At 72.5% G+C, this 27,000-nt stretch carries 25 protein-coding genes and 1 pseudogene; 11 read left to right on the top strand and 15 right to left on the bottom strand.

The features are described 5' to 3' along the window. Positions 1 to 44: 44 nt before the first annotated feature. A complete protein-coding gene (locus IO33_RS0126735) occupies positions 45 to 833 on the bottom strand; it encodes an SDR family oxidoreductase (protein WP_031169454.1) in 789 nt (262 codons plus the stop codon). A 74-nt stretch (positions 834 to 907) separates the two neighbouring features. Here IO33_RS0126735 and IO33_RS0126740 point away from each other — a divergent pair, with 74 nt between their 5' ends. Next, positions 908 to 1,756 (top strand): hypothetical protein, encoded by an 849-nt coding sequence (locus IO33_RS0126740; RefSeq protein WP_031169455.1) that lies wholly within the window; start codon positions 908 to 910, stop codon positions 1,754 to 1,756. A 14-nt stretch (positions 1,757 to 1,770) separates the two neighbouring features. Here IO33_RS0126740 and IO33_RS0126745 read toward each other — a convergent pair whose 3' ends face one another. Continuing rightward, the gene (locus tag IO33_RS0126745) at positions 1,771 to 3,663 is read right to left on the bottom strand and encodes a hypothetical protein (RefSeq protein ID WP_031169456.1); all 1,893 of its coding nucleotides are present in this window, start codon (positions 3,661 to 3,663) and stop codon (positions 1,771 to 1,773) included. Between the two features lie 237 nt (positions 3,664 to 3,900). Then, entirely contained in the window at positions 3,901 to 6,426 is a 2,526-nt protein-coding gene (locus IO33_RS0126750; RefSeq protein ID WP_051926994.1) for a D-alanyl-D-alanine carboxypeptidase, read from the bottom strand. A 181-nt stretch (positions 6,427 to 6,607) separates the two neighbouring features. Between IO33_RS0126750 and IO33_RS0126755 the strand changes: the two genes are divergently transcribed. From IO33_RS0126755 to IO33_RS0126765, 3 genes are all read left to right on the top strand, one after another. Further along, the gene (locus IO33_RS0126755) at positions 6,608 to 7,363 is read left to right on the top strand and encodes a GOLPH3/VPS74 family protein (RefSeq protein WP_031169459.1); all 756 of its coding nucleotides are present in this window, start codon (positions 6,608 to 6,610) and stop codon (positions 7,361 to 7,363) included. Between the two features lie 255 nt (positions 7,364 to 7,618). Next, complete coding sequence (locus IO33_RS0126760) at positions 7,619 to 8,476, top strand: helix-turn-helix domain-containing protein (protein WP_031169461.1); 858 nt, start codon at positions 7,619 to 7,621, stop codon at positions 8,474 to 8,476. A gap of 189 nt (positions 8,477 to 8,665) precedes the next feature. Next, entirely contained in the window at positions 8,666 to 8,860 is a 195-nt protein-coding gene (locus tag IO33_RS0126765; RefSeq protein WP_031169463.1) for a DUF397 domain-containing protein, read from the top strand. Positions 8,861 to 8,991: 131 nt separating this feature from the next. Here IO33_RS0126765 and IO33_RS0126770 read toward each other — a convergent pair whose 3' ends face one another. The 3 genes from IO33_RS0126770 to IO33_RS0126780 form a co-directional block, all read right to left on the bottom strand. Next, positions 8,992 to 9,858: a MerR family transcriptional regulator gene (locus IO33_RS0126770; protein ID WP_031169465.1), complete on the bottom strand. Its 867-nt coding sequence runs from the start codon at positions 9,856 to 9,858 to the stop codon at positions 8,992 to 8,994. Between the two features lie 67 nt (positions 9,859 to 9,925). Continuing rightward, on the bottom strand, positions 9,926 to 10,414 hold the full coding sequence (locus tag IO33_RS0126775; RefSeq protein ID WP_031169467.1) for a glutathione peroxidase: 489 nt from the start codon (positions 10,412 to 10,414) through the stop codon (positions 9,926 to 9,928). Further along, positions 10,411 to 11,481, bottom strand: coding sequence for an ArsR/SmtB family transcription factor (locus tag IO33_RS0126780; RefSeq protein ID WP_078963905.1), 1,071 nt, complete (start codon positions 11,479 to 11,481; stop codon positions 10,411 to 10,413). The genes IO33_RS0126775 and IO33_RS0126780 overlap by 4 nt, the downstream gene beginning before the upstream one ends. An 85-nt stretch (positions 11,482 to 11,566) precedes the next feature. Here IO33_RS0126780 and IO33_RS0126785 point away from each other — a divergent pair, with 85 nt between their 5' ends. Then, positions 11,567 to 12,757 (top strand): MFS transporter, encoded by a 1,191-nt coding sequence (locus IO33_RS0126785; protein ID WP_031169471.1) that lies wholly within the window; start codon positions 11,567 to 11,569, stop codon positions 12,755 to 12,757. On the opposite strand, the pseudogene IO33_RS0126790 reads toward IO33_RS0126785, so the two are convergent. Then, positions 12,705 to 13,529 (bottom strand): annotated as a pseudogene (locus IO33_RS0126790) (slipin family protein); the annotation flags it as partial. The gene IO33_RS0126785 and the pseudogene IO33_RS0126790 overlap by 53 nt on opposite strands. Positions 13,530 to 13,746: 217 nt before the next feature. On the opposite strand from IO33_RS0126790, the gene IO33_RS0126795 reads away from it, so the two are divergent. After that, positions 13,747 to 14,211, top strand: coding sequence for a nuclear transport factor 2 family protein (locus tag IO33_RS0126795; protein WP_031169474.1), 465 nt, complete (start codon positions 13,747 to 13,749; stop codon positions 14,209 to 14,211). A gap of 92 nt (positions 14,212 to 14,303) precedes the next feature. Here the strand turns inward: IO33_RS0126795 and IO33_RS0126800 are convergent, their stop codons facing one another. From IO33_RS0126800 to IO33_RS0126810, 3 genes are read right to left on the bottom strand one after another with little or no spacing between them, the layout of a single operon-like run. Further along, on the bottom strand, positions 14,304 to 15,221 hold the full coding sequence (locus IO33_RS0126800; RefSeq protein ID WP_031169476.1) for an MBL fold metallo-hydrolase: 918 nt from the start codon (positions 15,219 to 15,221) through the stop codon (positions 14,304 to 14,306). Then, positions 15,218 to 15,778, bottom strand: coding sequence for a flavin reductase family protein (locus IO33_RS0126805; protein WP_051926981.1), 561 nt, complete (start codon positions 15,776 to 15,778; stop codon positions 15,218 to 15,220). Before IO33_RS0126805 ends, IO33_RS0126800 begins: the two co-directional genes overlap by 4 nt. 48 nt (positions 15,779 to 15,826) lie before the next feature. Beyond that, positions 15,827 to 16,612: an SDR family NAD(P)-dependent oxidoreductase gene (locus IO33_RS0126810; RefSeq protein ID WP_031169480.1), complete on the bottom strand. Its 786-nt coding sequence runs from the start codon at positions 16,610 to 16,612 to the stop codon at positions 15,827 to 15,829. A 261-nt stretch (positions 16,613 to 16,873) separates the two neighbouring features. On the opposite strand from IO33_RS0126810, the gene IO33_RS0126815 reads away from it, so the two are divergent. From IO33_RS0126815 to IO33_RS0126825, 3 genes are all read left to right on the top strand, one after another. Further along, positions 16,874 to 17,359, top strand: coding sequence for an SRPBCC domain-containing protein (locus IO33_RS0126815; RefSeq protein ID WP_051926982.1), 486 nt, complete (start codon positions 16,874 to 16,876; stop codon positions 17,357 to 17,359). A 29-nt stretch (positions 17,360 to 17,388) separates the two neighbouring features. Then, positions 17,389 to 18,513, top strand: a complete 1,125-nt coding sequence (locus IO33_RS0126820) for an acyl-CoA dehydrogenase family protein (RefSeq protein ID WP_051926983.1) — start codon at positions 17,389 to 17,391, stop codon at positions 18,511 to 18,513. A gap of 99 nt (positions 18,514 to 18,612) precedes the next feature. Further along, the gene (locus IO33_RS0126825; protein WP_078963906.1) at positions 18,613 to 19,833 is read left to right on the top strand and encodes a cytochrome P450; all 1,221 of its coding nucleotides are present in this window, start codon (positions 18,613 to 18,615) and stop codon (positions 19,831 to 19,833) included. Positions 19,834 to 19,929: 96 nt separating this feature from the next. Here IO33_RS0126825 and IO33_RS0126830 read toward each other — a convergent pair whose 3' ends face one another. The 5 genes from IO33_RS0126830 to IO33_RS0126850 all read right to left on the bottom strand — a co-directional run bounded on the left by IO33_RS0126830 (position 19,930) and on the right by IO33_RS0126850 (position 23,646). Next, on the bottom strand, positions 19,930 to 20,712 hold the full coding sequence (locus tag IO33_RS0126830) for a VOC family protein (RefSeq protein ID WP_031169488.1): 783 nt from the start codon (positions 20,710 to 20,712) through the stop codon (positions 19,930 to 19,932). A 152-nt stretch (positions 20,713 to 20,864) separates the two neighbouring features. Beyond that, entirely contained in the window at positions 20,865 to 21,392 is a 528-nt protein-coding gene (locus tag IO33_RS0126835; protein WP_031169489.1) for a hypothetical protein, read from the bottom strand. A 69-nt stretch (positions 21,393 to 21,461) separates the two neighbouring features. Continuing rightward, positions 21,462 to 21,977: a hypothetical protein gene (locus tag IO33_RS0126840; protein ID WP_031169491.1), complete on the bottom strand. Its 516-nt coding sequence runs from the start codon at positions 21,975 to 21,977 to the stop codon at positions 21,462 to 21,464. An 86-nt stretch (positions 21,978 to 22,063) separates the two neighbouring features. Then, positions 22,064 to 23,323, bottom strand: coding sequence for an NAD(P)/FAD-dependent oxidoreductase (locus IO33_RS0126845; protein WP_037686002.1), 1,260 nt, complete (start codon positions 23,321 to 23,323; stop codon positions 22,064 to 22,066). Next, entirely contained in the window at positions 23,323 to 23,646 is a 324-nt protein-coding gene (locus IO33_RS0126850) for a 2Fe-2S iron-sulfur cluster-binding protein (RefSeq protein ID WP_031169495.1), read from the bottom strand. Before IO33_RS0126850 ends, IO33_RS0126845 begins: the two co-directional genes overlap by 1 nt. A 247-nt stretch (positions 23,647 to 23,893) precedes the next feature. Between IO33_RS0126850 and IO33_RS0126855 the strand changes: the two genes are divergently transcribed. After that, on the top strand, positions 23,894 to 25,354 hold the full coding sequence (locus IO33_RS0126855) for an MFS transporter (protein WP_031169497.1): 1,461 nt from the start codon (positions 23,894 to 23,896) through the stop codon (positions 25,352 to 25,354). A 218-nt stretch (positions 25,355 to 25,572) separates the two neighbouring features. After that, positions 25,573 to 27,000 (top strand): alpha/beta fold hydrolase, encoded by a 1,428-nt coding sequence (locus tag IO33_RS0126860; RefSeq protein ID WP_031169499.1) that lies wholly within the window; start codon positions 25,573 to 25,575, stop codon positions 26,998 to 27,000.

A 27,000-nucleotide genomic window follows, 5' to 3' on the forward strand; every position in this document is an offset into this window, starting at 1 on the left:
TCTGTTCACTCATATGAACAGCAGGGCGGGGCGCGCGAGGGGCGTCAGCGCATCAGTTCTCCCGCGTTGACCAGCAGGGACTGCCCGGTGATGGCGCGCGAGCGGTCCGACGACAGGAACACCGCCGCGTCCGCCACATCCCCGTCCGTCGCCAGCTCCGGCAGTGCCATCCGCTCCGTCAGCCGCCCCAGCACCTCCGCCTCCGCCACTCCTTCCGTCTGCGCCGTGAACTGGACGTAGGCCTGCACCGGCGGTCCCCACATCCAGCCCGGCAGCACGGTGTTGACCCGGATCCGGTACGGCCCCAGTTCCCGCGCCAGCGAGTACATCGCGCTGGTCAGCGCCCCCTTCGAGGCGGCGTACGCGGCCTGCCTCACCTGGGAGGGCGCGGCGACGGCCGACTGTGTCCCGACGAAGACCACCGAGCCGCCCCCACCCGCCCTGAGCGCCGGCAGACACGCCCGGGTCATCCGCAGGGTGCCGAGCAGGTTCACGTCCATGACCGACTGCCAGGTCGCGAAGTCCGCGTCCTGCAGCCCGCCGAAGTGCGAGTCCCAGGCGGCCACGTGCACCACCGCGTCGACGCCGCCGAACCGGTCCCGCGCCAGCTCCGCCAGCGCCGCGCACTGGCCCTCGTCGGTGATGTCCGTCGGCCGGTACGCCGTCCGCGTGCCGTCCGGGTCGATCTCCGCCGCGCTCCTGGCGAGGTTCGCCTCGGTGCGGGCCCCGAGCACCGCGTTCCCGCCGTCCCGTACGACGGCCGCGGCGACCTGATGGCCGAGCCCGGCGCCCACTCCCGATACGACGACAGTCCTGCCTGCGAGCAGGGACATCGGTGCCTCCCGCGGTATGGCGCTTCATCTGACGGGGCGTCAGAGTATGGGCCGTCGCAGGAAAGGGGAACCGTATGAGCGACGAGACCCGCAGCGAGCTGTACGCCGAGCTGGCCGCCGTAGGACCGTACGGCGTGCGCCCCGGCCACGCGCTGATCACCATGGTGGAGCCGCACCCCGGCCACGAGTACGCCTACAACCGCTGGTACGAGGACGACCACTACTACGCCGGCGCGATGGCCATGCCCTGGATGTACGCGGGCCGCCGCTGGGTCGCCACCAGGGACCTGCAGCTGCTGCGCCACCCGGAGGAGTCGGCGGTCGCCCAGCCGGTCACCGCCGGCTGCTACCTCTCCACCTACTGGATCACCGACGGCCGCTACGACGACCACATGAAGTGGACCGTCGCCATCAACCAGCGCCTGAACCGTGACGCCCGCGTCTACCACGACCGCACCCACGTCTTCACGGCCTTCCAGGACCACGAGACGACGGTCTACCGGGACGGCGCGGCCGGCCCCCGGGACTTCCACGCCCTCGACCACCCGTACGCCGGGCTGGTGCTGGAGGTGATCGACAGCGAGTCGGCCGGGCAGCGGGCCGAGCTGCTGCGCTGGCTGCGCGGCCGGCACCTGCCGAAGCGGGTGTCGGGCTCCCCGGCCGCGATGGTGACCGTGTTCCGCCCCACCCCGCTGCCCGGCGACCGCATGACCTACGTCCGCCAGGTCGAGGGCGTGGACACCCGGCTGACCCTGCTGTGGTTCCTGGAGGCCGACCCGAGGGAGTGCTGGTCGGAGCACTTCACCGGGCTGGACACGGACGTGTCCGACGCCGGGCTCGGCCGGGTGGAGCTGGTGGCCCCGTTCGTCCCGACCGTCCCCGGCACCGATGCCCACGTCGCCGAACTACGCGGACCGGCGTAGCGGGCGGCGGGGCCTCACTTCAGCTCGTCCGGGCACGGCGTACCGCGCGGCAGCTGGTAGGGCGCGGCCAGCCGGTAGGTCCCCGCCTTCGGCGCGAGCAACTCGGTCCACTTGTCCCCGTTCGCGTCCTGCGGGGTCTCCATCAGACACCCGTTGACGTTCCGGTACTTCTTCGGCGTACCGGAGGAGACCGGCTGCGGCGCCTTCAGGCTCTTGCCGTGCTCGTCGACGACGCTCAGCCACGGCGAGTACGGGATCCTGATCAGGATCCGCCCGGCCTTGCGCACCCGGAGCGTCATCTCGCCCTGCCCGGCGTGGTCCACCACCGCGTCGGGCTCGGCGAGCGGCGTCGGATCGGTCACCTGGAACAGCTGCCAGTTGGCGTCGCCCCAGACCTGTTTCAGATACGGCATCCCGCGCCGCAGCAGCTGCACCTCACGCTCGCCGCCGTCGCCGTCCGGGTCGTCCTTCGGCAGGACGACGAAGTGGATGGCCCAGCGCTGGAGCCACTCGTGGTAGTTCGCCGAGTTGAGGGTGTCGTCGTAGAACAGGGGGTTGCGCTCCATGTCGGCCTGCCGGTTCCAGCCGCGCGCCAGGTTGACGTACGGCGCGAGCGCGGACGCCTCCCGGTGCGAGCGGGCCGGGACGACCTCGACGCGGCCCTTCTCGGCGCCGGCCCGCTGCAGCTGGTGGACGAGCGGGGCGAGCTCCCGGGCCCAGGACGCGGCCGGGGTCGTGTGCATGATGTCGTCCACCGTCTTGAAGCCGATCCAGCCGGCGAAGCCGAGCAGGGCCAGCACGGCCGCGTACCACTTGCGCGACTTGCGCACCGTGAACGGCAGCGCCGCCAGCAGCGTCGCACCCGCGAACAGCATGGGCAGACGGGAGATGTTCGAGCCGATCTGCGAGTTGATCAGCCACACCAGGACCACGCCGAGGCTGTAGACGGCGGCCGTCAGCCGGACCGTCACCCACTCCCTGGGGACCAGGAACAGGCACAGCAGGCCGTACAGCAGCGGCAGGATCACCGAGCCGAACGTCATCGGCTGGGTGCCGGAGAACGGGAAGAGGAAGTACGAGGCGGCCACCACCGCCGTCGGGGCGAGCCCCAGCGCCCAGGCGCCCGGCCGCCGCTTCTGCAGGAACAGCGCGGCCGCGACCAGGCCCACGAACAGCCCCGAGACGGGCGAGGCCATGGTGGACAGCCCGGCCAGGGGAGCGGCCACCGCCGCCTTCGCCCAGCGTTTGTACCGCCACCGGTACGGCCAGCAGAAGACGGCCGCGACGGCGCCGAGCGCGAACATGGTGCCGAGACCGAAGGTCACCCGGCCCGAGATCGCGTTGCACAGCAGCGCGAAGACCCCGGCGAGGGAGACCCACAGCGGGTTCCGCACCGCCCGGCTGCGGATCAGGACCAGGGTCAGCAGGCCCGCCGAGACGGTCCCGGCGATCATCATCGTCGTACGGACGCCGAGGACGGCCATCAGATACGGCGACACCACGCTGTACGACACCGGGTGCATACCGCCGTACCAGGCGAGGTTGTACGCCGAGTCCGGGTGCCGGCCGACGAACTCCGCCCAGGCGTCCTGGGCCGCGAGATCGCCACCGCTGTTCGCGAACGTGAAGAACCAGATGATGTGCAGGACGCCCGCGAGGGCCGTCATCGACAGCACGGGGTGTCTGAGCAGCCGCTGCCGCAGGGGTTCGGCGGCGGCCAGGAGGCCCGCGAGCCCACGCGGGCGTACGTCGGGGCGATCGCCGGCGGCAGGGCCGTCCGGCAGGCCGGTGCGGCCGGCGGGGAGGTCGTCGCGACCCTCCCGGTCAGCTGTGGACAGACGTATTCGCGGGCCGGATCCCGAGCCCGGCTCGGCGTCGTCGGCGCGTGTCGGCTCCACTGTGGCCACCTGAAGGCACTCCCCGTGTCCCGTCTTCTGTTCTCGGCCGTGGTCCGTGGTCTTCCCGGCCGCTTCTGTTCAGGGCCGGGTTCCCTGGTCTTCCCGGCCGCTTCCCGTTCGGTTCGCGGTCATGTCCCGTGACCGACGACCTGCCCCGATTCGTGACGCTAGCACGCACCCCGCCGAGGGGCTCCCGGGTGGGGCCGCCGTCGGCGGGGTGCGCGGGGTGGGCGGGCGGTGGTGCGATCAGCCCAGGCGGGTCAGCTTGGCGCCGAATCCGGGCTGTGCCAGATCCTTCTGCAGGGCCACGGGGGCCTTGACCGCGCCGACCGTACCGTCACCCACGGTGAGCATGCCCACCTGGGTTCCGGCCTTCGCCGTGTGCGGCACCTCGTCCGAGGCGAAGGACAGCTTCACCTTCAGGCCCGCCCAGCCGACGGCCGTGACGTCCTTGGTGAGCACGATCGGGGTGTGGCCGCCGAGCCGGTCGTCCACGTAGCCGACCACCGTGCCCTTCTTCAGGATCTTCGACGAGGTCAACGCGTCCTGCGCGGCGAGCAGCGCGGTCTTGCTGACCCTGTTGACCGTCTTGAGGATCGACGTGCCCTGGTGCTGGCCGAGGATCGCGCCGACGATCGTCACCGTCTGGCCGCCGACCTGCTTGCGGGAGGCGAAGAGCAGATTGCCGCCGGCCGCGGTGGTGCTGCCGGTCTTGATGCCGATCGCGCCGATCAGGTACGGCAGGTCGTTCACGTTGTTCCAGTTGTGGCCGGTGGGGTCCGTCCAGCTGGCCGCGCTGGTGATGGCGACCAGCGCGGGGTTCTTGACGACCGCGCGGCCGAGCTTCACCTGGTCCTCGGCCGTGGAGACGGTCGTCTCCCTCAGGCCCGAGGGGTCCGTGTACGTCGTGTGGGTCATCCCCAGTTCCCTGGCGGTCGCGTTCATCTTCTTCACGAACGCCGCCTCCGAGCCCGCGTCCCAGCGCGCGAGCAGCCGCGCGATGTTGTTGGCGGAGGGGATCATGACCGCCGACAGGGCCTGCTTCTCGGTGAGGTACTGGCCGGCCTTGACGGTGTTGAGCGTGGACTCGCCGCCGCTCTTGTCGTAGCCGCCCTCCTTCTCCGCCTGCGGGTCCACCTTGATCCTCGGGCCTTCCTGGCCCGGCTTGAGCGGGTGGTCCCGGAGGATGATGTAGGAGGTCATGGTCTTGGCGACCGAGCCGATGGCCGCGGGGGTCTGCTTGCCGAAGTGGCCCATCGAGCCGATGCCGTCGACGTCCATCCAGCCCTGGCCTTCGCCCGGCCACGGCAGGTTCGTCGTGCCGTCGAACGTGTAGCTGTCCTTGGCGGTGAGCGACAGGGTGGGCGACGGCAGCGGGCGCATCGCCTGTACGACCGCGAAGATGATCACCAGGAGCAGGACCAGGGGGGTCCAGATCTTGACCCGGCGTACCAGCGTGCGGACCGGGGTCTCCGGGGGCGGCGGCGTGTTCGTCAGCTCCGCCAGGAGGTCCAGCGGGGGCTTCGGCGGGAGCGGCTGCTGGGTGGTGCGCTCGGGGCCGACCTGGGGGACGGGGGTGGTGGCGTCCGGCTTGGCGGCCGGCTTGGTGGTGGGCCTGGCGGCGGGCTTGGTGGCCGGTGCCATGTCGTTCTTGAGCGCGACGAACTTGCTGGTGCGTTCGGCGTCGGACTCGGGCGTCTTGGGGGTCTTGGGAGTCTTGGGGGTCTCGGGGGTGCCGGGGGTCTTCGGGGCGGGGGGCTTGCTGCCGAGCTTGAGCATGGTCGTGGGCTGGTCGACCTGCGGGGCCGGCTTGGGCGATATCGCCTTGAAGACGGTGGTGGGCTGGTCCACGGGCGCGGGGTCCTGCGGGGCCTCATCGGCCTCCCCCGCCTCGGCTTCGCCTTCGGCGGGGTTCTCGTTCCCACCCGCACCACCCGTGCGGGTTTCGTCGTCGGCTGCGGGTGGCCCCTGCGGGGTGTCCTCGCCGTCGGCGTCCTCGGGCCCGTCCTCGGCCCCCTCCGCCTCGGCTTCGCCTTCGGCGTCCTCCGGGCCCGCCTCGGCGTCACCGTCCACGTCGGCCTGCGCGTTCGCCTCGGACTTCGCCTCGGACTTCGCCTCAGGCTCCGGGCCCGCCTCGGTGTCGCCGTCCGAGTCGGCCTTCGCCTCCGAGTCGGCCTTCGCGTCCGAGTCGGCCTTCGCGTCCGCGTCGGGTTTCGCGTCCGAGTCGGTCTTCGGCGTGGCCTCCGGGGGCACGTCGGCCGCAGCGGCGTCGGCCTTGGAATCCGTGTCCGTCTTCGTGGCCGAGGCGGGGTCAGAGTCCGTCTCCGCCTCGGGGTTCGGCTTCTCCCGGTTTGCGTTCGCGTCGGCCTTGTCGGCGTTCTCGGGCGTCTTCTGACCGGTGTTCGACTCCGCGTCCGCGTCCGCGTCCGCGTCGGCCTCGGGGGCGGACTCCCTCTTCGGGGTCTCGGCCGTCTGCTTCTTCTCCGGTGCCGCGGTGCGTACCCAGGCCGAGACCGCCTCGCGGAGGGCGGTGTCCTCCTCGGGGGTCTCCCGGGGCTCGGGTTCCGGTGCGCCGGGCTTCGCGTCGCGCACCGACAGGATCTTCGTCGCCGTGTCCACGCCGCCCGGCGCGGAATCCTTTTCGCGGGAGACCGCGAGGCGCGGATCGCGGGCCTCGGGAACCGTACCCGCGTTCCCCGACGTCGGTTCTGCCGACGACTGACGCTGCTTCGACCTGTCGGGGGACTCGCCCGCCACCGATGCCTCCTCCATGCGCCGCACGCCCACGCGCGCGCCCTGTCCGAACCATGTACCAGTGTCCTGTGTGAGGGCTTGGCCCCTGCGGTAGACGAGAACGACATACCTGCCGGTTCCCTCATGAACCGGTCACGCACCCTCGACAGACCAATGTGAGAGGGGTCACCCTGTCATTCATCCACGCGGGGAGGCATGGATGGGCAGGAGCCGCAGAACACTTCCGGAGGAGCTTCTGCTGCTGGCACTGGACCCGGCCACGGGTACCACTGCGCAGCCGCAGTCGCTCGACCTCGGTCTGGCCGGTGCACAGCTAGTGGAGCTGGCGCTGGCCGGACGGATAGCCCCAGACGGGGATCGTATCGCCGTGGTGGTGCCACGGCCGACTGGAGATCCGACTTTGGACTGCGCGTTGGAGTTGCTGCGGCGTCGTGGCGCTCCCGTGCGGGCTGTTCACTGGATCGGCGGGCCTCGGCTGGGGCTCCGTCAGACCTACCTCTCGCATCTGGAGCGGTGCGGCATGGTGCATGCCGTGGCCGGTCAGATGTGCGGGGTGCTGCCGACGACTCGCTACCAGGCGACGGACAACGAGATCAGCCGGGAGATCCGAGCCCGGCTGGACTCCGCGATCCGCACCGGCGTACCGCCGGACCCGCGGACCGCGGCGCTCGCCGCCCTGGCGCACGCCGTCGGACTCGGCAAGCACCTGTACCCGGGGAACGAGGGACGGTCGTCCCGGTCCCGGTTGCGGGATCTGATCCGGCATGACCCGATGGGCGGTCTTGTCGCGCACGCCGTGATGGACGTGCAGAACGGTGCAGCGGCGCAGCCGCGCCGCGGACCGGCCGCCACCGGTCGGCAGGGCGCGGCCGGTGCCAGGGCCGTGGCGGAACCCGCACGCGGGGTTCCGATGCAGCCGCACCGCGGGTCCATGGCGCGCGCCGTGGCCCACTGAGCCGTACCCCCGGTCCCCACGACCAGGTTCGGGAGCCGCTGGTCCGAGCGGGGCGGTGAGATCCTTCCACGGGGTCTCACCGCCCCGCTCGACCGCGTCCCGGCACCCCTTCGGGTGGCGAGCCGTGGCGAAGTGACGCGTACGCGCCGCATATCCACCATTTCCCAGCGGTAGAAAGCACCTTGGTGGCAGTCTGCTCAACAGCAGATACGGAAAGTGTCAAGCAACAGGCAGGCAGCCGGAGGTGCACGTCCCGTGGCGTCCAATGTCAATCCCACCGTCAGGCGGCGCCGGCTGGGCCAGGAGCTGCGCAGGCTCCGCGAGCTCAAGGGCATGACGGCCGAGGAAGTGGCCGAGCGACTGCTCGTGTCGCAGTCGAAGATCAGCCGGCTGGAGAACGGCCGCAGAAGTATCAGTCAGCGCGATGTGCGTGACCTGTGCGGGGTGTACGAGGTCGAGGACCAGCGGATCGTCGACTCGCTGATGGAGATGGCGCGCGATTCGCGGCAGCAGGGCTGGTGGCACACCTTCGGGGACATCCCCTACAGCGTCTACATCGGCCTGGAGACGGACGCCGAGTCGCTGCGGGTGTACGAACCCCAGCTGGTGACGGGTCTGCTCCAGACCCGCGCCTACGCGGAGGCCCTGGTGCAGGGCGCGTTGCCGGAGACGTCGACCGCCGAGATCGAGAAGCGCGTGCAGGTCCGCATGCGCCGACAGGAACGTATCACCGCCGAGACCAACCCGCTGCGGCTGTGGGTGGTGCTGGACGAGGCGGCGCTGCGCCGGGTCGTCGGCAGCAAGCTGGTGATGCGCGAGCAGCTGGAGCACCTGATCGAGATGTCGCAGCTGCCGCACGTCACCGTGCAGGTCCTGCCGTTCGAGGTGGGCGCGCATCCGGGGCTCAACGGGCAGTACGCGATCCTGGAGTTCACCGACGCGGCCGACTCCAGCGTGGTGTACCTGGAGGGCGTCACCAGCGACCTGTACCTGGAGAAGGCCCAGGACGTGCAGAAGTACGCCGTGATGTACGAGCATCTGCGGGCACAGTCCCTCAATGTGGAGCAATCCCGACAGTACATTGCGAAGGTGGCCAAGCAGTACGCGGAATGAGCTGCTGTCACAGAGGGCGCCGGATCGTACACCGTCGGTCCGCCTCAGTGGAAGGCTCCCTTGGAATATGCCATCCGGTTGAGTGAACGACTACTCCAGCAGAGCCAGTTGCCCGGTAGCGTCGATCACGCCAATCAGACGACAAGGTTGGCGTGAACCGCACCACCGCAACTCGCAACAGGAGTGGACATGGCACTGATTCAGGGCGCTTCGGAGACGTGGATGAAGTCCTCCTATTCCGCGGGCAACGGCGCCTGCGTCGAGGTCAAGTCGCCCACCGACGCCACCGAGCTCGCCGTCCGCGACTCCAAGGCCCTCCAGGGCCCGGTCCTGGCCTTCCCCGCCGACGCGTGGAACGCCTTCGTGGCCTCGGTCAAGGCCTAGGGGGCTGTCCCTGACCCTCGTCCGTAAAGACCCCCGACGAAAACAACTTCACAAGCACCACCAGAAGAGCCCTCTCGACCAGTCGCCGTCCTTGCCGAGAGGGCTCGGTCACGTCCCGGTGTGCCGGCTGATCACCGCACCGGGAACGCCACGTCGCACACCGGGTCGTGCGGGCCCGCCGCGTCCCAGTCCGCGAAGTAGACCTCACGGCTCGGGCCGGCCATCCGAAGGCCCTCGCCCGTCATCCACTGCTCCACCGCCTCGAAGGCGGCCAGGATCTGCGGGTGGGCCACCTGGGCCTTGGTGATCCGGGTGTAGGCCAGCCGGGCCGCCGGCTCGACCCGTACCGTCGTCTCCCAGGGCCGCGCCCGCTCGGCGGCCCACGCCCGGGCCGCCGCCTCGTCCGCCACCGGTACGCACGACTCGGCCGGGCCGTCGCTCTCCATCGACACCTCCGCGTGGTAGACGACGAACGGTGCCCCCGTCATGCCGCCGCACTCCCGGGCCGCCGCCTCCAGCCGGCCCAGCGACGCGCCGATCCACGTCGGCAGCTCGTCCGCCAGGGTGTGCCGTCGCTCGGTGATCACCACCTGGGCCGGCACGTCCACGGTCTCGATCACGAACTTCCCGTACATCTCGGAGCTCCTCCCCGACAGCCGTGCACGGAGGTACTCGGCGAGGGTCCGCTGCCCGGCCACCCGGGTCTCCACGTCCGCCCAGTAGGCGGCCAGCCGGCCGGCGGCCTCGGCGCCCTCGGCCCCGAGCACCTCGGCGATCCGGGCCAGCGGCATGTCCAGCTGCCGCAGCAGGGCCACGAGCCGGGCGCGGCCGACCTGGTCGGCGCGGTAGTAGCGGTAGCCGGTCGCCTCGTCGACATGCGCGGGGGCCAGCAGGCCGAGCCGGTCGTACAGCCGCAGCGCCTTGGCCGACAGCCGGGCCCGCGCGGCGAACGCGCCGATGGTGAGCAGGTCGTCGTCCACGATGTCATCCTCCGTCACCGGGCGGACCCTTCCGCCCGGTGACAGGGACGTTCGACCCTGCCCCAGGGGCAGGGTCAAGCCGGGCTCAGGCGAGCTGGGCCTCGATGGCCGTCACGACCGCGTCCGACTCCGGCTCGGTCTGCGGCGAGAAGCGGGCGACGACCGTGCCGTCCCGGCCGATCAGGAACTTCTCGAAGTTCCAGCGGATGTCACCGCTGTGCCCCTCGTCGTCCGCGAAGCCGACGAGCCGCTCGTACAGCGGGTGCCGGCCCTCGCCGTTCACCTCGGCCTTCTCGGTGAGCGGGAAGGTCACGCCGTACGTCGCCGAGCAGAACTCGGCGATCTCCTCGGCGGTGCCTGGCTCCTGCCCGAGGAACTGGTTGCAGGGCACGCCGAGCACGGTGAAGCCGCGTGCGGCGTACCGTTCCTGCAGCTTCTCCAGGCCCGTGTACTGGGGGGTGAGGCCGCACTTCGAGGCGACGTTCACGATGAGGACGGCTTTCCCGGCGTACTGGGCAAGGTCCGCGGGGCCGCCGGTGAGGGCGTCGATGTCGACGTTCAGTACGTTGGTCATGGCTGGATGCTATGCGCTCCGCGGTCCGGGCGGTCAGGGGCCGTCTTCGGCCGCGGGTCGGTGGGGGCTGGGCGCGCCGCTCCCCGCGCCCCTCCGGGACACTGCCGAACCGCTTGCGTCAGGACGTCACCGGCCTGTGTGCGGAGGTACAGCACGGAGCGTCCCGCTCGGCGCCGTTCGATGAGGCCCGCCTCCCGCAGCACCCTCAGATGGCGGCCCACCGATCCCAGCCCCTGGCCGGTCACCGCCGTGAGCTGGGTGGTGCTCAGGGGGGACGCGAGGAGGAGCAGGACGTCGGCGCGGGCCGGCCCCAGGAGCGCGCCCAGGGCCGACGGGACGGTCCGGGCGGCGGGGTGGGCGAGGGCGCCGGTGCACGGGTAGACCGCCGCGTAGCGCACCCCGTCCTCCCAGGCCACCCAGCCCGCCCGCTGCACGGTCACCGGCACGAGGAGCAGCTCGGCGCCCGAGATCTCGCGGGGCGGGTACGCGTGCGGGTTGATCTGGAGGCGGTTCCCGCCGAGCCATCTGGTGCGTCCGGGGCGCAGCGCGTCGAGCACGCTCGCCCAGCCGCCCCGGCTCACCTGCGCCGTCCGCGCGACCACGTCCGCCTCCAGCACCCGCCGGCGCCGCTCCCAGGACGGCCGTACGGTCTCTCCCCACACCCACTCCAGGAGCCGGGCCGCCCGTTCGGGCAGGTCGTCGCGGTCCAGCTCGGCGGGGAGCGGGCCGCCGAGCGCGGTGCGCAGATGAGCGCGGGCCGCGTCGGGCGGGGCCGCCCGGACGCGGGCCACCTCGTCGGGGAACCGCTCGCCGCCCCGGGGCGGCGGTGTCAGGAAGTCGGCGATCCAGTTCCGGCCGAGTCCGGCGCCGACCAGCCGGTCCGTCACCGGATCGGCGGCCAGCAGCGCCCGGTAGGCCGGCAGATGGGACCTCAGCCACCGCTGCTCACCGGGATGTGCGGCGTCCGCCGCGTGCAGCAGCTTCAGGTTCGCGAAGGTCTCGGCGAGCGGCGAGACGACGAACCGGCTGCGGGCGAGCGTGTCCGCGTTGAGCTCCCACCAGCCCATCCCGGCCCCCCTCACGGCCGTACGGCCTTTCGCGCCCGCGCGAAACAATATCGGGCCGCGTGCGGGCCGGCCGAGACTCCCGGGCATGCCTGGTTACCGATCCCTGTTCCGCACCCCGGAGTTCACCCCGCTCTTCCTCGGCTCGGCCGCGCAGACCGCCGCGCAGACCGTCGGCGAGCTGGCCCTCGGCACGCTCGTGTACCGGGCGACCGGATCGCCGCTGCTGTCGGCGGTGAGCATGTTCGGCCCCTCGCTCGCCCAGGTGCTCGGCGCGAGCTTCCTGCTGTCCGGCGCCGACCGGCTGCCGCCGCGTACGGCGCTGGGCGCGATCGCGCTGGTGTTCGCCGCCGGGACGGCGGTGCAGGCGGTGCCCGGGCTGCCGGTCGGCGCGGTCTTCGGCGTCGTGCTGGTGCTGGGGCTCGTGGCCTCGCTGGGCGGCGGGGTCCGCTGGGGGCTGCTGAACGAGGTGCTCGACAAGGGCCGCTACCTGCCGGGGCGTTCGCTGTTCAACATGATGGGCGGGCTGCTGCAGATCGCCGGGTTCGCCACCGGCGGGGCCCTGCTCACCGCGTTCTCCCCGCGGATGTGCCTGCTGTCGGCCGCCGGGCTGTACCTGCTCGCCGCGCTGGTGCTGCGGCTCGGCCTGACCGCCCGTCCGCCCCGGGCCGCGGGCCGCCCCTCCGCGGCGGCGACCTGGCGCACCAACGCCCTGCTCTGGTCGTCCCGCCGGCGCCGCCTCACCTACCTCGGCCTGTGGCTGCCCAACGGCATGGTCGTCGGCAGCGAGTCGCTGTACGTGGCGTACGCGCCGCACGCCGCCGGCACGCTGTTCGCCTGCGGCGCGTTCGGGATGTTCGCCGGGGACGTGGCGGTCGGACGGCTGCTGCCGCCCGCCGTACGGCGCCGGCTGGCGACCCCGCTCCTGCTGCTGCTCGCCGCGCCGTACCTGGTGTTCTGCGCGCATCCGCCGCTGCCGGTGGCGGCGGTGTGCGTGGCGGTCGCCTCCGTCGGGTTCGGTGCGAGTCTGCTGCAGCAGGAGCGGCTGATGGAGCTGACGCCGGGGGAACTCGCCGGTCAGGCCCTCGGGCTGCACTCGGCGGGGATGCTGACCCTGCAGGGGGCGAGCGCGACGGTGGCCGGGACGATGGCGCAGCTCACCTCGCCCGCCGTGGGGATGACGGTGATGGCGGCGGGCTCGGTGTGCGTCACGCTGGCGCTGGCTACGGCCGGTCGTCGGTCTCCCGCGCCGGAGCCGGAGCCTGCCGGGGCACGTTGAGGTCGGCGTCGATCTTCTTGACGGCCCGGTCGAAGTAACGCAGCAGTTCGACCGGGAAGGGCATGACGAGGGTCGAGTTCTTCTCGGCGGCCACCTCCACGACCGTCTGCAGAAGCCGCAGCTGCATCGCCTCGGGGGTGTCGGACATGATCCTCGACGCGTTGGCGAGCTGCTGGGCGGCCTGGAACTCGCCGTCGGCGGTGATGACCCGGGCCCGCCGTTCCCGCTCGGCCTCGGCCTGGCGGGACATGGACCGCTTCAGCGACTCCGGCAGCTGGACGTCCTTGATCTCGACGCGGTCGATGTGGACGCCCCAGCCGGCGGCCGGGCTGTCGATCATCAGGGCCAGTCCCTCGTGCAGCCGCTCCCGGTCGGAGAGGAGGTCGTCGAGGTCGCTCTTGCCGATGATGGAGCGCAGCGAGGACTGGGCGACCTGGCCGACCGCGAAGACGTAGTCCTGGACCTCGATGGCCGCGCGCACCGGGTCGGTCACCCGGAAGTAGACGACCGCGTCGACCTTCACCGACACGTTGTCCCGGGTGATGCCCTCCTGCGTGGGCACGGGCATGGTCACGATCTGCACGTTCACCTTGCGCATCCGGTCGGCGAACGGGATGAGGAAGGTGATGCCGGGCGGACGGTGGCTCGGCAGGGCCTTGCCCCAGCGGAACACCACCCCGCGCTCCACCTGGTTGACGACCCGCATCCCGCTCTTCAGCACGAACAGCAGGAGCAGTACGACGACGACCACTGCGACGACGGTGCCTTCCATGGCACTCCCATCTCCGACGCGTTGTTCCGTCCGGTACAGGACAACCAGGAGGACACCGGGGCGGGGGTGGCCGGATGCGGCCGGGGCGTCAGGGAAACGTAAAGAAAGCCGGACGCCCGGCTGACCGGCCCTCCAGCGGGCCTGGAGCGGGAGCGGGCAGCGTGGGGGTAGTCGGGCTGCCGGAGTGGGGCGGCCGTTGTCACTGAGGGGAGACGCCGTGTCCCAGGCGGTCAGGAATACGTACGCACAGGTCTCCGGGGAGGTCTACGCCGAGGTCCGGACGTTCTACGCGTGGCAGATGCGCCGGGTCGACGCGCTGGACATCGAGGGGTTCGCCGCCACGTTCACCGAGGACGGGGAGGTCGTGCACGCGGGCGGGCACGTGCAGCGCGGGCGTGAGCAGATGCTCGCGGGGATGCGGGCCGCGCTCCCCCGCTACCGCGACATCGCCGTACGGCACTGGTTCGACCACGTGCTGATCGAGGCCGACCCGGTCGACGGGGACACCCTGCACGTGTCGTACTACTCGCTCGTCACCCAGACCGACCGTGAGGGCAACGTCGTCTTCGAGCCGACCTTCACCGTCGAGGACGAGCTGGTGCGCCGGGACGGAGTGCTCCACACCAGGCGCCGGGTGATCCACCGCGACACCCCGGTGGAGCCGCCCGTGCAGGCCGGCTGAGGCCCTGGGCGCGAACGGCGAGCGGGGATGCGCCGGACGGTGTACGACCGTCCGGCGCATCCCCGTTGTGCTGTGCGGGTCGTGCGGGTGGCTCAGGCGTGGCAGGCGGGCAGGCCGCCGTGGAAGGCGACCATCTCCTTGAAGGACGCCACGACGTCGAGCCGGGCGCCCGGGGGCAGGCCCTGCCGCTCGGCGTAGGCCCGGTGCAGATTGCCCACCAGGCGCTCGGCGTCGACCAGACCGGCGAACTCGCCCAGGTCGGCGCGCTCCGCGGCCTGCAGTGGGGACAGGCCCTCGCGCAGACCGTCCGCGGCCAGGCGGTCCAGCAGCCGCAGATACGCCTCCGTGAAGTCCAGCAGCTCCGGGCCACCGGCCGGACCGTGGCCCGGGACCACCGTGCGCGGACCCAGCGCGCGCAGCCGCCGCAGCGCCTCCAGCGAACCGCTGACCGAGCCCATCAGGACGTACGGGGTGACCCCCGACCACACGACGTCGCCGGTGAACAGCACCGCCCGCTCGGGGACCCACACGACCACGTCGTTCGTGGTGTGCGCCGGGCCCACATGGATCAGCTCGGCCCGCGGGCCGCCCGTGTGCAGCGTCAGCGTGTCCTGGAAGGTGAGCGAGGGCAGGGTGAGCGGTGTCTCGCCCCACTCCACGCCGGGCCACAGCCCCCGCAGGTGCAGACCCGCCTCCGCGCTGTCCGAGCGGGTCCCGGTGTGCGCGACGACCAGTGCCCGCGGCGTGAACTGGCCGTTGCCGAAGGTGTGGTCGCCGTGGAAGTGGGTGTTGACCACGAAGTCCACCCCGCCGGGCACGACCCGTTCGACGGCCTCGCGCAGCCGCCGGGTGCGGGCCTCGGTAGCCGCCGTGTCGACGAGGACCGCGAAGTCCTCGCCGACCACCAGGCCCGCGTTGTTCACACACCATCCGCCGCCGGGCTGCACATACGCGTACACGCCCTCAGCCACCTGCTCCAGCGACGGCGGCGCCTGGGCGGGAGCGCTCATGCCGCCCTGCCCCGGTCCCCGGCGGCCGGTGCGGCAGCGGTGACGTGCGCGTACGTGCCGCGGTGGAAGACGAGCGGCCGGGCCTCGCCGGACCGGTTGTGCACGGTCACGATCCGGCCGATGAGCAGGACGTGGTCGCCGGCCTCGTGCTCGTCGTGCAGCTCGCACTCGAAGTACGCCTCGGCCGCGGGGAGGACGGCGTGGCCGAGGGTGCCCTCGACCGCGCCGAGGCGCGTCATCGCGGCCCGGCCCGCCGGGCGGTCCGGACGGCAGAACTCCTGGGCCAGGTCGCGCTGCGACTCGCTGAGCACGTTCACGGCGAAGCCGCCGCCGCGCTGGATCTTCGGACGCATCCGGCCGTCCGCCTTGACCGAGACCAGCAGCAGCATCGGGTCGAGGGACACCGAGGTCAGACTGTTGAGGGTCATGACGATGGTGTCGTCGCCGCTGCCCTGCGTGAGCAGGGTGACCCCGGTGGGGAAGCGGCCCATCGCGGCCCGGAAGGCGGCGACGTCGGTTGTGGGTTCGGCGAGCAGCGTGCCACCGGTGTCGGTCATCGGTCAGGCTCCGTCTCTCGTAGCGGGGTCGGCGGCGGTCGGTGGGGATCAGTAGTTGCCCAGGCCGCCGCAGACGTTGAGCGCCTGGGCGGTGATGGAGGCGGCGGTGTCCGAGGCGAGATAGCCGACCAGGCCCGCCACCTCCTCGGGGGTGGAGTAGCGGCCCAGCGGGATCTTCGCGTTGAACTTCTCGAGCATCTCCTGCTCGCTCACGCCGTAGTGGCCGGCGTAACCCTGCCTCACCCGCTGTGCCATCGGGGTCTCGACGTAGCCGGGGCACACCGCGTTCACCGTGATGCCGGTCTTCGCCAGCTCCTTGCCCACGGCCTTGGTGAAGCCGACGACGCCGTGCTTGGAGGCCGAGTAGGGGGCGGCCAGCTCGACGCCCTGCTTGCCGCCGGTGGAGGCGATGTTGATGATGCGGCCCCAGTCGCCGTCCCGCATCCGTCCGGTGCTCAGCACCTCGCGGGTCACCCGGAACGTACCGTTCAGGTTGGTGTCGATCACGTCGAGCCACAGGGCGTCCGGCAGCTCGGCGGTGACGCCGCCGCCGCCCCGGCCCGCGTTGTTGACGAGGATGTCGATCCGCCCGTACGCGGCCACCGCCGCCTCGACGGCGGCCTTCACCTGCTCGCTGGAAGTGACGTCGCAGACCGCGCCGGAGACCTCCAGGCCCTCCTCGCGCAGCCGCTTCACCACCGTGGTGACGCTTTCCTCGGCACGCGCCACCCCGAACACCGCCGCCCCCTGCCGGGCCAGCAGCTCGGTCACGGCCAGCCCGATCCCGCTGGTCGCGCCGGTGACGAAGGCAACCCGTCGTCCCGCTTCTGTCATCGTGCTCTCCCAAGAGGTCGTGGGGCCGGGAACGGGACGACCGTGACCGCGTCGCCTAGGACTGCGCTCGCCTCCCACCGGAGCAGGTGCTCAGCGCCCGTCAGGGGCGCGGGGACCTGCGCGACAAGCCACGACGGCGCAGCACCCGCCGGACGGCCCCACGCGGCATCCCCGATCGCGGCCCCACCACCGTTCCGGCACATATCGAGCCCCACACGTCAGCGTGGCCGAACCTGTGAAGACCGCTGACGAGGAGGACCCGTGCCCGAACAGACACAGACCATCCCCGACGTACGCAAGTCGGTGACAGTCGAGGCCAGCGCAGCGGACTGCTTCCGCGTGTTCACCGAGCGGCCGGCGGAGTGGTGGCCGCCCTCCCACGTGCTGGTCAAGAAGGAACGGGCCGGGCTCGCCTTCGAGCCGGGTGTGGGCGGCCGGTACTACGAGTGGGACGTGGAGGGCACCGAGATCGCCTGGGGCCGGGTCCTGGAGTGGGAGCCGGGCCGCCGGCTCGTCATGACCTGGCGCATCGACGGGAACTGGCAGTCCATCCCGGACGACGAGCGGGCCAGTGAGATCGAGCTCGACATCGAGCCCGTGGACGCCACGCACACCAAGGTGTCGCTCGCACACGTCAAGCTGCACAAGCACGGTGAGGGCGCCGAGCGGATCTTCCGCGCCCTGGACGGTCCCAGCCCGGGGGAGACCCTGGAGCGCTTCGCGCAGGCCGTCGCGCGCGGCGTCTGAACGTCTCGTCACGACAGGAGGTCACAGGGATGGGAAACGACTCCGGCAACGGAACAGGACTGCTCCCCGCCGCCGACAAACTGCGTCTGCTCGCGGCCGAGCACGCCCCCGAGGCGGACCGGCAGCGCGCTCTCGCCCCGGCGGTGACCGAGGCGCTGACCGAGGCCGGCTTCGCCCGGCACTTCGTGGCCGGGCGGTGGGGCGGCAGCGAGGGCACGTTCGGTGAGCTGACCCGCGCGGTCCTCACCGTCGGCGAGGGCTGTGCCGCCACCGCGTGGTGCGCGTCCCTGGCCGCGTACTCGGCACGCTTCGCCGCCCACCTGCCCGCCGAGGGGCACCGGGCGCTGTGGGGCCAGAGCCCCGACACGGTCATCGCCACGGGACTGATGCCGGCCGGACGGGCCCGGGCGGCCGACGGCGGCTGGCGGCTCACGGGCCGCTGGGCCTACGTCAGCGGCATCGACTTCGCCGACTGGGCGCTGCTGTGCGGCGCGGTCGCCTCGTCCCACGACGACGGCCCGCCCGAGCTGCGGTTCTTCGCACTGCCCCAGGGCGCGTTCAGCGTCGAACGGACCTGGGACAGCGTCGGTATGCGGGCCACCGGCAGCCACACGGTCGTCGTCGACGACACCCTCGTACCGGATCATCTGTCGTTCGCCCGCACCGACATGCTCAGCGGGCGCAACGCCACGTCCGAGGTGCCCGCCCACAACGTGCCGTTCCAGGCCGTCGGCGGGCTGACCTTCATCGCGCCCGTGGTGGGCGCCGCGGCCGGCGCGCTGCAGGCGGCCGGCGGGCTGCTGACCGGACGCAAGCGCACCGTCACCGCCGAGACCAAGCTGGTACGGGCCTCCGGACGCATCGACGCGGCCCGGCACCTCGTCGAGCAGAACGCCGGCGTCCTCGACACGCGCGCCTTCACGCCCGAGCTGATGGCACGCAACGAGCGCAACGCCACCTTCTCCGCCGAACTCCTCCAGGGCGCCCTGGAGCTGCTGGTCCGCGCCACCGGCACCGGCGGCCTCGGGGAGACTCACGCCCTGCAGCGGATATGGCGGGACGTCACCTCGGCCACCAGCCACGTCGCCCTGCAGTACGACACCGCGGCCCGCAAGAACTACTCCACGGTGCTGCTCGGCCCCGCCGACATCTGAGGGGGCCCCGCCGAAACGGCTCCAGTTCCAGCCGACTTGGTCTCCATCACCGGTTCCTACGGTGGTGGAGACCTTGGCCGCTACATCGAAGGAGTCACGGTGACTGCCCTTCAGGAATCCGATGTGTACCCCCTGCCCGGTTCGTCGTACCGGGGACCGGCACCGCGCTACGCGGAGCTGCGCCAGACCCGGCCGGTGGTCAAGGTGCGCACCGCGGGCGGGGTGGACGCCTGGCTGGTGACCCGCTACCAGGACGTGCGGGAGCTGTCCGCCGACCCCCGGCTGAGCCGGGCCATGGCCTGCGGCGAGGGCGCCCCGCGGATCGGCGGCACCATGCACACCACCCCCGAGATGATCATCTCGCTGGACTCGCCCGAGCACTCCCGGCTGCGCAAGCTGGTGGCCGGCGCCTTCACGATGCGCCGGATCGAGCGCATGCGGGACAACGTGCAGAAGGTCTGCGACGAACTCCTCGACGGCATCGAGGCCCGCGGCGGCACCGCCGACCTGGTGCAGGAGTTCGCGGTCCCGCTGCCGCTGACCGTCATCGGCGAGCTCCTCGGCGTACCGGCCGAGGACCTGCGCACCTTCGAGAAGTGGGCCCGTGCCTTCGCCACCGTCGACGAGCGGGCCGGCGGCAAGGAGTCCCTCGACGGGCTCGCCAAGCTCAGCGAGTACATCGTCGGCCTCATCGCCGACAAGCGGGCCGAGCCCACCGACGACATGCTCTCCGAGCTGATCGCCGCCCGCGACAACGACGACCGGCTCAGCGAGCAGGAGCTCGTCACCTTCGGCTTCACGCTCATCGGCGCCGGCTTCGACACCACCGCCAACCAGCTCGCCAACTCCGTGCTGGCGCTGCTGGTGGACGCCCGCGACAAGTGGGAGTGGCTGCGCGAGGACCACGCCCGGATCCCGGTGGCCGTCGAGGAACTCCTGCGGCACGTCAACCTGTTCGCCACCGACACCTCCGGGTTCCCGCGGATCGCGGCGGAGGACATCGAGGTCGGCGGCGTGACCATCCGCAAGGGCGACGCGGTGCTGCTCGCCCTGGCCTCCGCCAACCGGGACGAGACCGTCTTCGCCGACCCCGACCGGCTCGACCTGGCCCGCGACCACAACCCGCACATCTCCTTCGGCCACGGCCTGCACTACTGCCTCGGCAAGCACCTGGGCCGCATGGAGCTGGTGATCGCCATCGAGGCCCTGGTGTCCCGCTTCCCCGACCTGCGCCTGGCCGTACCGGAGTCCGAACTGCCCTGGCACGTCGGCGAGATCAACCACACGCTGACCAGCCTGCCGGTGGTCTGGGGGGACTGAGCGAAACCCTCCGGACGGCGCGCCGGAGCACAGCACACAAGAGCCGGTCCCGGAACCCGCCAGGGGTTCCGGGACCGGCTCGTCCGGCTACGGCGGTCAGCTCGCCGCGGCGCCGGCGTCCTTGACCGGGCCCATCACCGCGAACCGCGCGCCCTGGTCGTCGGCGACGAGGGCGGAGCGCCCGAACGGGCTGTCCGAGGGCTCACGGCTCACGCTGCCGCCCAGCTCCAGCACCTTCGCCACCGTCTCGTCGGTGTCGGCCACCGAGAAGTAGACGAGGGCGTGCGCGGGGACCTCGGCCGGGATGAACTCGCCCATCTGCAGGCGTCCGGCGACGGGCTGCGGGTTGCCCTGCAGGAACCACAGCTTGAAGTCGAAGGGGGCGTCGGAGATCTGCTGCCCGGTGAAGCCGAACACGCTCTCGTAGAACGGGTCGACGGCGTCCTTGTCCCGGGTGTAGATCTCCGGCCAGAAGAACGTGCCGGGCACCCCCTGGACGTCGAAGCCCGCGCGCGTGCCCGGCTGCCAGGCGCCGATGTGCGCCCCGCCCGGGTCGGTCGCCACCAGCAGGGTCCCGGCGTCGCCGATCGCGGTGGGCTCCACCACGACCTTGCCGCCGGCCTCCCCGATGCGCCGGGCCAGGTCCTGGGCGTCCGGGGTGGCGAAGTACAGGTTCCAGGCGGCGGGGGCACCGCCCTGCGCGGACGCGAGGGCGGCGACGTTCTTGCCGTCCTTCAGCGCCGGCGTGTAGAAGCCGAACCGCTCGTCACCCGGCTCGAAGGTCCAGCCGAGCAGCGCCCCGTAGAAGCGTCGCGCGGCCTCCAGGTCGGGGACGCTGACGTCGACCCAGCACGGGGATCCGGCGGCGAATGCGGTCATGTCTGCCTCATTTCGTTGCAGCGGGGGGTACACAGACGTGGTCATGGCGCACGCTAGGGGCGTCCGCTGGAGCGGTGGACGAGAACGGCCCGCGCCCGGCTCGAGGGGGTGCGAGCCGGGCGCGGGCCGTGGTCCCATGGGCCGCGCGACGATCAGGGCACGCGGGTACCCCGCGCGCTGACGGTGATCGGGCCGAGCCGGGCACCGGTCTTCTCGACGACGGTGAACGCGACGGCGGTCGTGGTGAAGGTGTTGCCGACGATCCGGCCCTGGTGCACCGCGTACACCGTGCCCGGGTAGGTTCCGCCGGAGTCGGCCACGTCGGGGCCGCCGTGCGTGATGGAGAACGCGAACGCGCCGTCGGGCCGCGCCGTCCAGTAACCGCTGCCGGGGTACTGGGGGGTGCCGTCCGGGCCCGGTGCGCCGTCCGTGGTCAGCGTGTGGTCGGCGGCGAACGTGAAGTGCGAGGTCGAGGTCACCGCGTCCGGTCCGGTGCCGATGGTGACGGCGGTGGTCCAGGTGCCCACCGGGGACACCGCCGGGGAGACCGGGTCGGCGGCCGCGGTGGAGGCGGCGGCGGCCCCGGTGAACACCGCGGCCACCAGAGCGAGCCACAGGCCGAGGGCTCGCAGGGTGGCGCGGCGGGGCCGCACATGAGCGATCGTGCTGGTGTCAGACATGGGGGGTACCTCTCGGACGTGGGGGCGGAGTCTGACCCGGGTGTGCCGCGCCGGCCCGCGCGGCGTGGGTCACTGGCCGGTGGCGTCGGACACCTTGACGGCCTGGGCGCTCACCGAGATCGGGCCCTGCACGGTGCCGTCCTGCTGGGTGGTGAAGGCGTAGGCGTGGGTGCTGAAACGGGTGCCGTGGTGGCTGAGGTGCCCGAGGTGCTCGGCCTGTACGGCACCGAGATAGGCGCCGTCCGGGCGGCCGTTGTGGTTGATGTACATCGCGATGTCGCCGCGGCCGTCCTCGTTCCAGAAGCCGTGGGCCACGTAGGCGGGCACGCCGTCGCCGTCCTTGGGGCCCTCCGCCGACAGCCGGTGGTCCGGGGCGAACACGAAGCGCGGCGTGGTGACCGCGGCGCCGCCGTCCGGCGTGGTGACGGAGACCGTGAGGTCCCAGGTGCCGACCAGGGCGTCGGTGCGGGGGGCCGCGCCACTGGGCACCGCCGACAGGGTCAGCGTCCCGGCGATCGCGGCGGACACGGTCAGCGACGCCAGCAGGGTGCGGCGGGTACGGGTGGTCGATCTGCTCTCGGACATGTGGGGACAGCCTCTCTGGTGCGGGTGCCGGTGGCCGGCGCTCCGGTCTGGCGGGTGGGGCGGGTCTGTCTGTTCTGTGTGCGGGGTCATGCATGTGCCGGGGCGGGTGAACTCGGCCTCGTGGCGAAGGACTTGAGGTCGAAGCCCGGGGTGCGCGCCTCGGCTGGGGAGGGACCGGTGCCCGACGACAGCAGGCGGCGGGCGATGGCGTGGTCCGCGGGCCTGCCGACCGACTCGGCGCCGGTCAGCCGGCCCGCGCGGAAACACAGCACGGAGAAACGGGCGCCGTCGGGATCGCCGACGGTCACCGTCTCGTCGTGTCCCGCGGTCAGTCCGGCCATCTGCAGCCGCAGCGCGTACTGCTCGGACCAGAACCAGGGGACCGCGGTGTACGGCACGGACTCGCCGCAGATCGCGGCGGCCACGCACCGGGCCTGGTCCGACGCGTTCTGCACCGACTCCAGGCGAATGTGGCGCCCTTGGCGGGCGCTGGGGAAACGGGCGCAGTCACCGATGGCGTACACGGACCGGTCGTCCGTGCGCAGCCACTGGTCGACGATGACGCCGTCACCGACGAGGAGCCCGGCCTCGGTGGCGAGCCGCGTCTCGGGCAGGGCGCCGACGCCCACGATCACGAGGTCCGCGGGCAGCCGCCGGCCGTCCAGCAGCTGCACCCCGGCGACCTCGCCGCCGGGGGTCCCGTGCAGGGCCGTGACCTCCGCGCCGAGCAGCAGCCGCACCCCCTGGCTCCGGTGCCTGCCGGCCAGCCACTCGGACAGCTGCGGGGTCAGGGCGCGGGCGAGGACACGCCGCTGCGCCTCCACCACGGTGACGTCGTGGCCCAGGCCGCGCACGGTGGCGGCGGTCTCCAGTCCGACGAACCCGGCGCCGAGCACGACGACCTGCCGGGGCGGACCGGAGAGCAGGCCGCGCAGCGCCTCCGCGTCGGCGAGCGTGCGCAGCGTCAGCACCCCGGACAGGTCCGTGCCGGGCACCGGAAGCGTGCGCGGCCGGGAACCGGTGGCGAGGACCAGCTTGTCGTAGCGCAGCGTGCCGCCCGAGGCCAGCCGGACCCGCTGGACGTCCGGCTCGACGCGCTCCGCACGGTCGCCGCAGACCAGGGTGATGTCCTGCGCCGAGAAGAACGACTCGGTGCGCAGCGTCAGTTCGTCGTGGCGCGTGGCGCCGGTGAGGAAGCCCTTGGACAGCGGCGGCCGCTGGTACGGCGCCACCGGCTCCTCGCCGACCAGGGTGACCGGACCGCCGTAGCCCTTGGCGCGCAGCGCGGCCACCGTGTCCAGGCCGCCCTGTCCGGCGCCGATGACGACGACCCCCCGGGCGGCCATCAGCTCTGCGCCTCGGGCAGGTGCACCACGAGCCCGTCCAGCTCCTCGGTGACCGGCAGCTGGCAGCTGAGCCGGCTGTTCTCCCGGCGCGGGCAGGCCGTGCCGTACAGCACGTCGTCCTCGACGGAGTCCATCGACGGCAGCGGCACGGTGCTCTGCTCGTCGACGTAGACGTGGCAGGTGCCGCACTGCGCGGAGCCGCCGCACTGCGCCTCGATGCCGTCGATGTTGTTCAGCTTCGCGCCGCGCATGACCGTGTTGGGCGCCTGGACGTCGACGACGGTGGCGGTGCCGTTGGGATGCAAGTAGGTGATCTTGGCCATGGCGCTCTCCTCGGGGAATGTCGTCCGGCCCTTACGGCGGTACGGGATCCGGTCCGCGACGGCGGCGGATCCGCCCCGCTCACGTTCGGAGGGGGACTGTGGGCGCCCGGTCTTGAGACGCCCTTGAGCGCTCCTTTAGACGGCCGGCCGGATCCGTACGGCGCACCCGCGCCCGCGGCCCGGCCCGGTCCGCGGGACTCGACCCGGCCGCGATCGGCCGTCGACCACCCGGGCGCAGCGTGCCCGCATGACCGCTTCGACCGTGCGGCCCGCCGCGACGCCCGTCCGCACCGGGCCGCGGCTCGGGCTCGTCCTCGCCGCCTGCTGCCTGGGCCAGTTCATGAACGTGCTCGACGCCTCGGTGGTCAACGTGGCGCTGCCCGCCATCGCCGGGGACCTGCACTTCGACCGGCACCACCTGCAACTGGTCAACAACGCCTACACCGTCGTCGTGTGCGGCTTCCTGCTGCTCGGCGGCAGACTGGCCGACCTGTTCGGACAGCGCAGGATCTTCCTGGCCGGCGTCGGCCTGTTCACGCTCGCCAGCGCCGTCGGCGGGCTGGCGCACAGCCCGGCGACCCTGATCCTGGCCCGCGCCTTCCAGGGCCTGGGCGCCGCCGTCATGGCGCCCGCCACGCTCACCGTGCTCGGTACGACGTTCACCCGGCCCGAGGCCCGCGCGCGGGCCTTCGGCTGGTGGAGCGGGGTGTCCGGGGCCGCGGGGGCGATCGGCGTGCTGGCCGGCGGTGCCATCACCGAGTGGCTGTCCTGGCGCTGGACCCTCCTGATCAACGTGCCCATCGGGCTGGTCCTGTTCGCGACCGTCCGCTGGGTCGTACCGCCGGGACAGCACCGTGACGGGCCGCGCCCCCGCCTCGACGTCCCCGGCGCCGTCACCGTCACGCTCGGCCTGATGGCGGTGGTCTGCGCGGTCGCCGAGGCACACACCTACGGCTGGACGTCGGCCGCGGTCCTCACCCCGCTCGTCGGCGGGGCCGCGCTGCTCGTGCTGTTCGTACTGATCCAGGCCCGGTTCGCCCGGCATCCCCTGGTCCCGCTCGACGTCTTCCGCATCCGCTCGGTGGCCGCCGCCAACCTGGTCGCCTTCTTCGGCGTCGCGGCGCTGTTCAGCACCTTCTACTTCTTCACCCTGCTGCTCCAGCAGGTCCTCGGCTACAGCCCCGTGCGCACCGGCCTGAGCTATCTGCCGCTGTCGGCGGGCATCGCGGTCGGCGGCTGGGGTGTGTCCGGGCTCGTCCCGCGCTCCGGGCCCCGGCCCGTCCTGCTGACCGGACTGGCGCTGTCCAGCCTCGGCCTGCTGTGGATGGCGCAGGCGGACGCGGACGCCACCTACGTCACGGACCTGCTCGGGCCCGTCGTGCTGCTCGGCTTCGGCATGGGCGCGGTGCTCAACGCCACGACGAACGCCGCCACCGCCGGCCTGCCCGCCCACCAGGCGGGCCTGGGCTCCGGGCTGCTCAACACCACACGCCAGCTCGGCAGCGCCCTCGGCCTGGTGACGCTGGCCGCGCTGTCGGCCCGCCGTATCGACGAGGCGTCGTCGCACGGACCGGCGGCCTCCGCCCACGCGCTCGCCTCCGGCTACGACCTCGCCCTGACCGGCGGCGCCGTCTTCGCGGCCGTCGGTCTCCTGGCCGCCCTGGCGGTGCCGGGGCGGGGGAAGGACAAGGGCGTTCCCGAGCGGTGAGAGGGCATGCGGTCCGGCGTGGTGACGCCGGTGCCGGTGCGCGCCCCAGAAGGGCGCGGGGAACTGCGCGACCAGCCACGACGCAGCCGCAAGCCGAACGACGGCACAGCACGGCACCTCCCTCGCGGCACGGCCCGGAGCGCCCGTCAGGAAAGGATCCAGGCCCCCTCAAGCCACTGACGGGACGCTGAACCTCCTGACCAGAACGGAGGTTCGCGGTGCTCACCGACTTCTACGCCCAGCGACCGCAGTGGTCGCCGGACCCCGACGACGCACTGCTCGAACACGCGACGATCCAGGTGCCGCGCGACTACGCGGACCCGGACGGCGAACGGATCGACATCGCCCTCAGCCGCCGCCGGGCGACAGCGCCGACGCGGCGGCGCGGCATCCTCCTCGGGGTCAACGGAGGCCCCGGCGGCGACTGGGGCGCCGGCCGCGGACTGCCCGACAAGTACGCCGGCACACCGCTGCACGAGGTGTACGACCTGATCGGGTTCGACCCGCGCGGCACCGGCGCGTCCACCAACCTGCTCGCCGAGGTCACCGTCCCCACCGTCCCGTTCGACTCCCGCCCGCCCGACGAGCTGTTCCCTCGGCTCGCCGAGGACATGCGGCTGCGCGAGGAGGCCTGCGCCCGCGCGGGCGGCGAGCTGCGCCGGCACATCAGCACCCCCAACACCGCCCGCGACATGGACGTCATCCGCGGCGTACTCGAAGAGGAGCGGCTGAACTTCGTCGGCTACGCCTACGGCGCGTACGTCGGAGCCGTGTACGGCACGCTGTTCCCCGCCCGCCTCGACCGCAGCGTCCTGGACTCGTGCGTCCACCCCGACTGGACCTGGCGCGAGCAGTTCCTGTGGCAGGGCGACGCGGTGCGGCGCAACGTCGAACGCTGGGCCGAGTGGACGGCCGCCCGCCAGCTGCACTTCGGGCTGGGCGACACACCGGAGAAGGTGTTCGCCGGGATCGAGGAGGTCGTCGTACGCCTGGACGGTCTCGGGCAGGGCCCGCAGCTGCGCACCCTGTTCGACGGCGCCGTCGGCAACCGCGCGGCCGACCGCGGCCAGTGGGCGGAACTCGGTGCCCTCGTCGCCGCGTTGGGCAAGGCGGCCGCCGCGGGCGACGCCGACGCGTGCCGGCGGCTGCTGCAGGAGCAGGGCACCTGGCGCCCCGACGACAGCGAGGGCTCGCTGCGCTGCGGCGTCCTGGAAGCCATCACGCTCGAACACCGGTGGCCCGCCGACCTGGAGGTGTACTACCAGGACATGCGGGAGTTCCGGGAGCGCTACCCGTACGGCTACGGCGTGCTGCGCGCCCAGCCCTGGGTGGGGGCCTTCCGCGCCTTCCAGCCCGCCGAACCCCCGGTCGTGCCGGTCCGCGACGGCTACCCGGTGGGCCTGGTGGTGCAGGCCGACGGCGACCCGATGGACCACTACGCGGGCGGCGTGGCCATGGCGGAGCGCCTCGGCCACCATCTGCTCACCGTAGAGGACTCCGGCGAGCACGAGGTGTACGTGCTCGGCGGCAACCCGTACGTCGACGCCGTCGTCCACCGCTACCTCGTCGACGGCGAGCTGCCGGCGTCCCGGGCCACCTGCCCGGGCCGCACCCCGCGCCCGGACATCGCCGCCGACCCGGACTGA

Origin of the sequence: Streptomyces durhamensis (assembly GCF_000725475.1) — a bacterium.
GTDB lineage: Bacteria > Actinomycetota > Actinomycetes > Streptomycetales > Streptomycetaceae > Streptomyces > Streptomyces filipinensis.

Coding starts and splice junctions, on each gene's coding strand:
- IO33_RS0126765 (WP_031169463.1), top strand. CDS start 8,666: ATGGCACTGATTCAGGGCGCTTCGGAGACGTGGATGAAGTCCTCCTAT.
- IO33_RS0126855 (WP_031169497.1), top strand. CDS start 23,894: ATGACCGCTTCGACCGTGCGGCCCGCCGCGACGCCCGTCCGCACCGGG.
- IO33_RS0126785 (WP_031169471.1), top strand. CDS start 11,567: ATGCCTGGTTACCGATCCCTGTTCCGCACCCCGGAGTTCACCCCGCTC.
- IO33_RS0126835 (WP_031169489.1), bottom strand. CDS start 21,392: ATGTCTGACACCAGCACGATCGCTCATGTGCGGCCCCGCCGCGCCACC.
- IO33_RS0126735 (WP_031169454.1), bottom strand. CDS start 833: ATGTCCCTGCTCGCAGGCAGGACTGTCGTCGTATCGGGAGTGGGCGCC.
- IO33_RS0126845 (WP_037686002.1), bottom strand. CDS start 23,323: ATGGCCGCCCGGGGGGTCGTCGTCATCGGCGCCGGACAGGGCGGCCTG.
- IO33_RS0126830 (WP_031169488.1), bottom strand. CDS start 20,712: ATGACCGCATTCGCCGCCGGATCCCCGTGCTGGGTCGACGTCAGCGTC.
- IO33_RS0126775 (WP_031169467.1), bottom strand. CDS start 10,414: ATGACCAACGTACTGAACGTCGACATCGACGCCCTCACCGGCGGCCCC.
- IO33_RS0126820 (WP_051926983.1), top strand. CDS start 17,389: ATGGGAAACGACTCCGGCAACGGAACAGGACTGCTCCCCGCCGCCGAC.
- IO33_RS0126755 (WP_031169459.1), top strand. CDS start 6,608: ATGGGCAGGAGCCGCAGAACACTTCCGGAGGAGCTTCTGCTGCTGGCA.
- IO33_RS0126780 (WP_078963905.1), bottom strand. CDS start 11,481: ATGGGCTGGTGGGAGCTCAACGCGGACACGCTCGCCCGCAGCCGGTTC.
- IO33_RS0126840 (WP_031169491.1), bottom strand. CDS start 21,977: ATGTCCGAGAGCAGATCGACCACCCGTACCCGCCGCACCCTGCTGGCG.
- IO33_RS0126750 (WP_051926994.1), bottom strand. CDS start 6,426: ATGGAGGAGGCATCGGTGGCGGGCGAGTCCCCCGACAGGTCGAAGCAG.
- IO33_RS0126740 (WP_031169455.1), top strand. CDS start 908: ATGAGCGACGAGACCCGCAGCGAGCTGTACGCCGAGCTGGCCGCCGTA.
- IO33_RS0126850 (WP_031169495.1), bottom strand. CDS start 23,646: ATGGCCAAGATCACCTACTTGCATCCCAACGGCACCGCCACCGTCGTC.
- IO33_RS0126800 (WP_031169476.1), bottom strand. CDS start 15,221: ATGAGCGCTCCCGCCCAGGCGCCGCCGTCGCTGGAGCAGGTGGCTGAG.
- IO33_RS0126805 (WP_051926981.1), bottom strand. CDS start 15,778: ATGACCGACACCGGTGGCACGCTGCTCGCCGAACCCACAACCGACGTC.
- IO33_RS0126810 (WP_031169480.1), bottom strand. CDS start 16,612: ATGACAGAAGCGGGACGACGGGTTGCCTTCGTCACCGGCGCGACCAGC.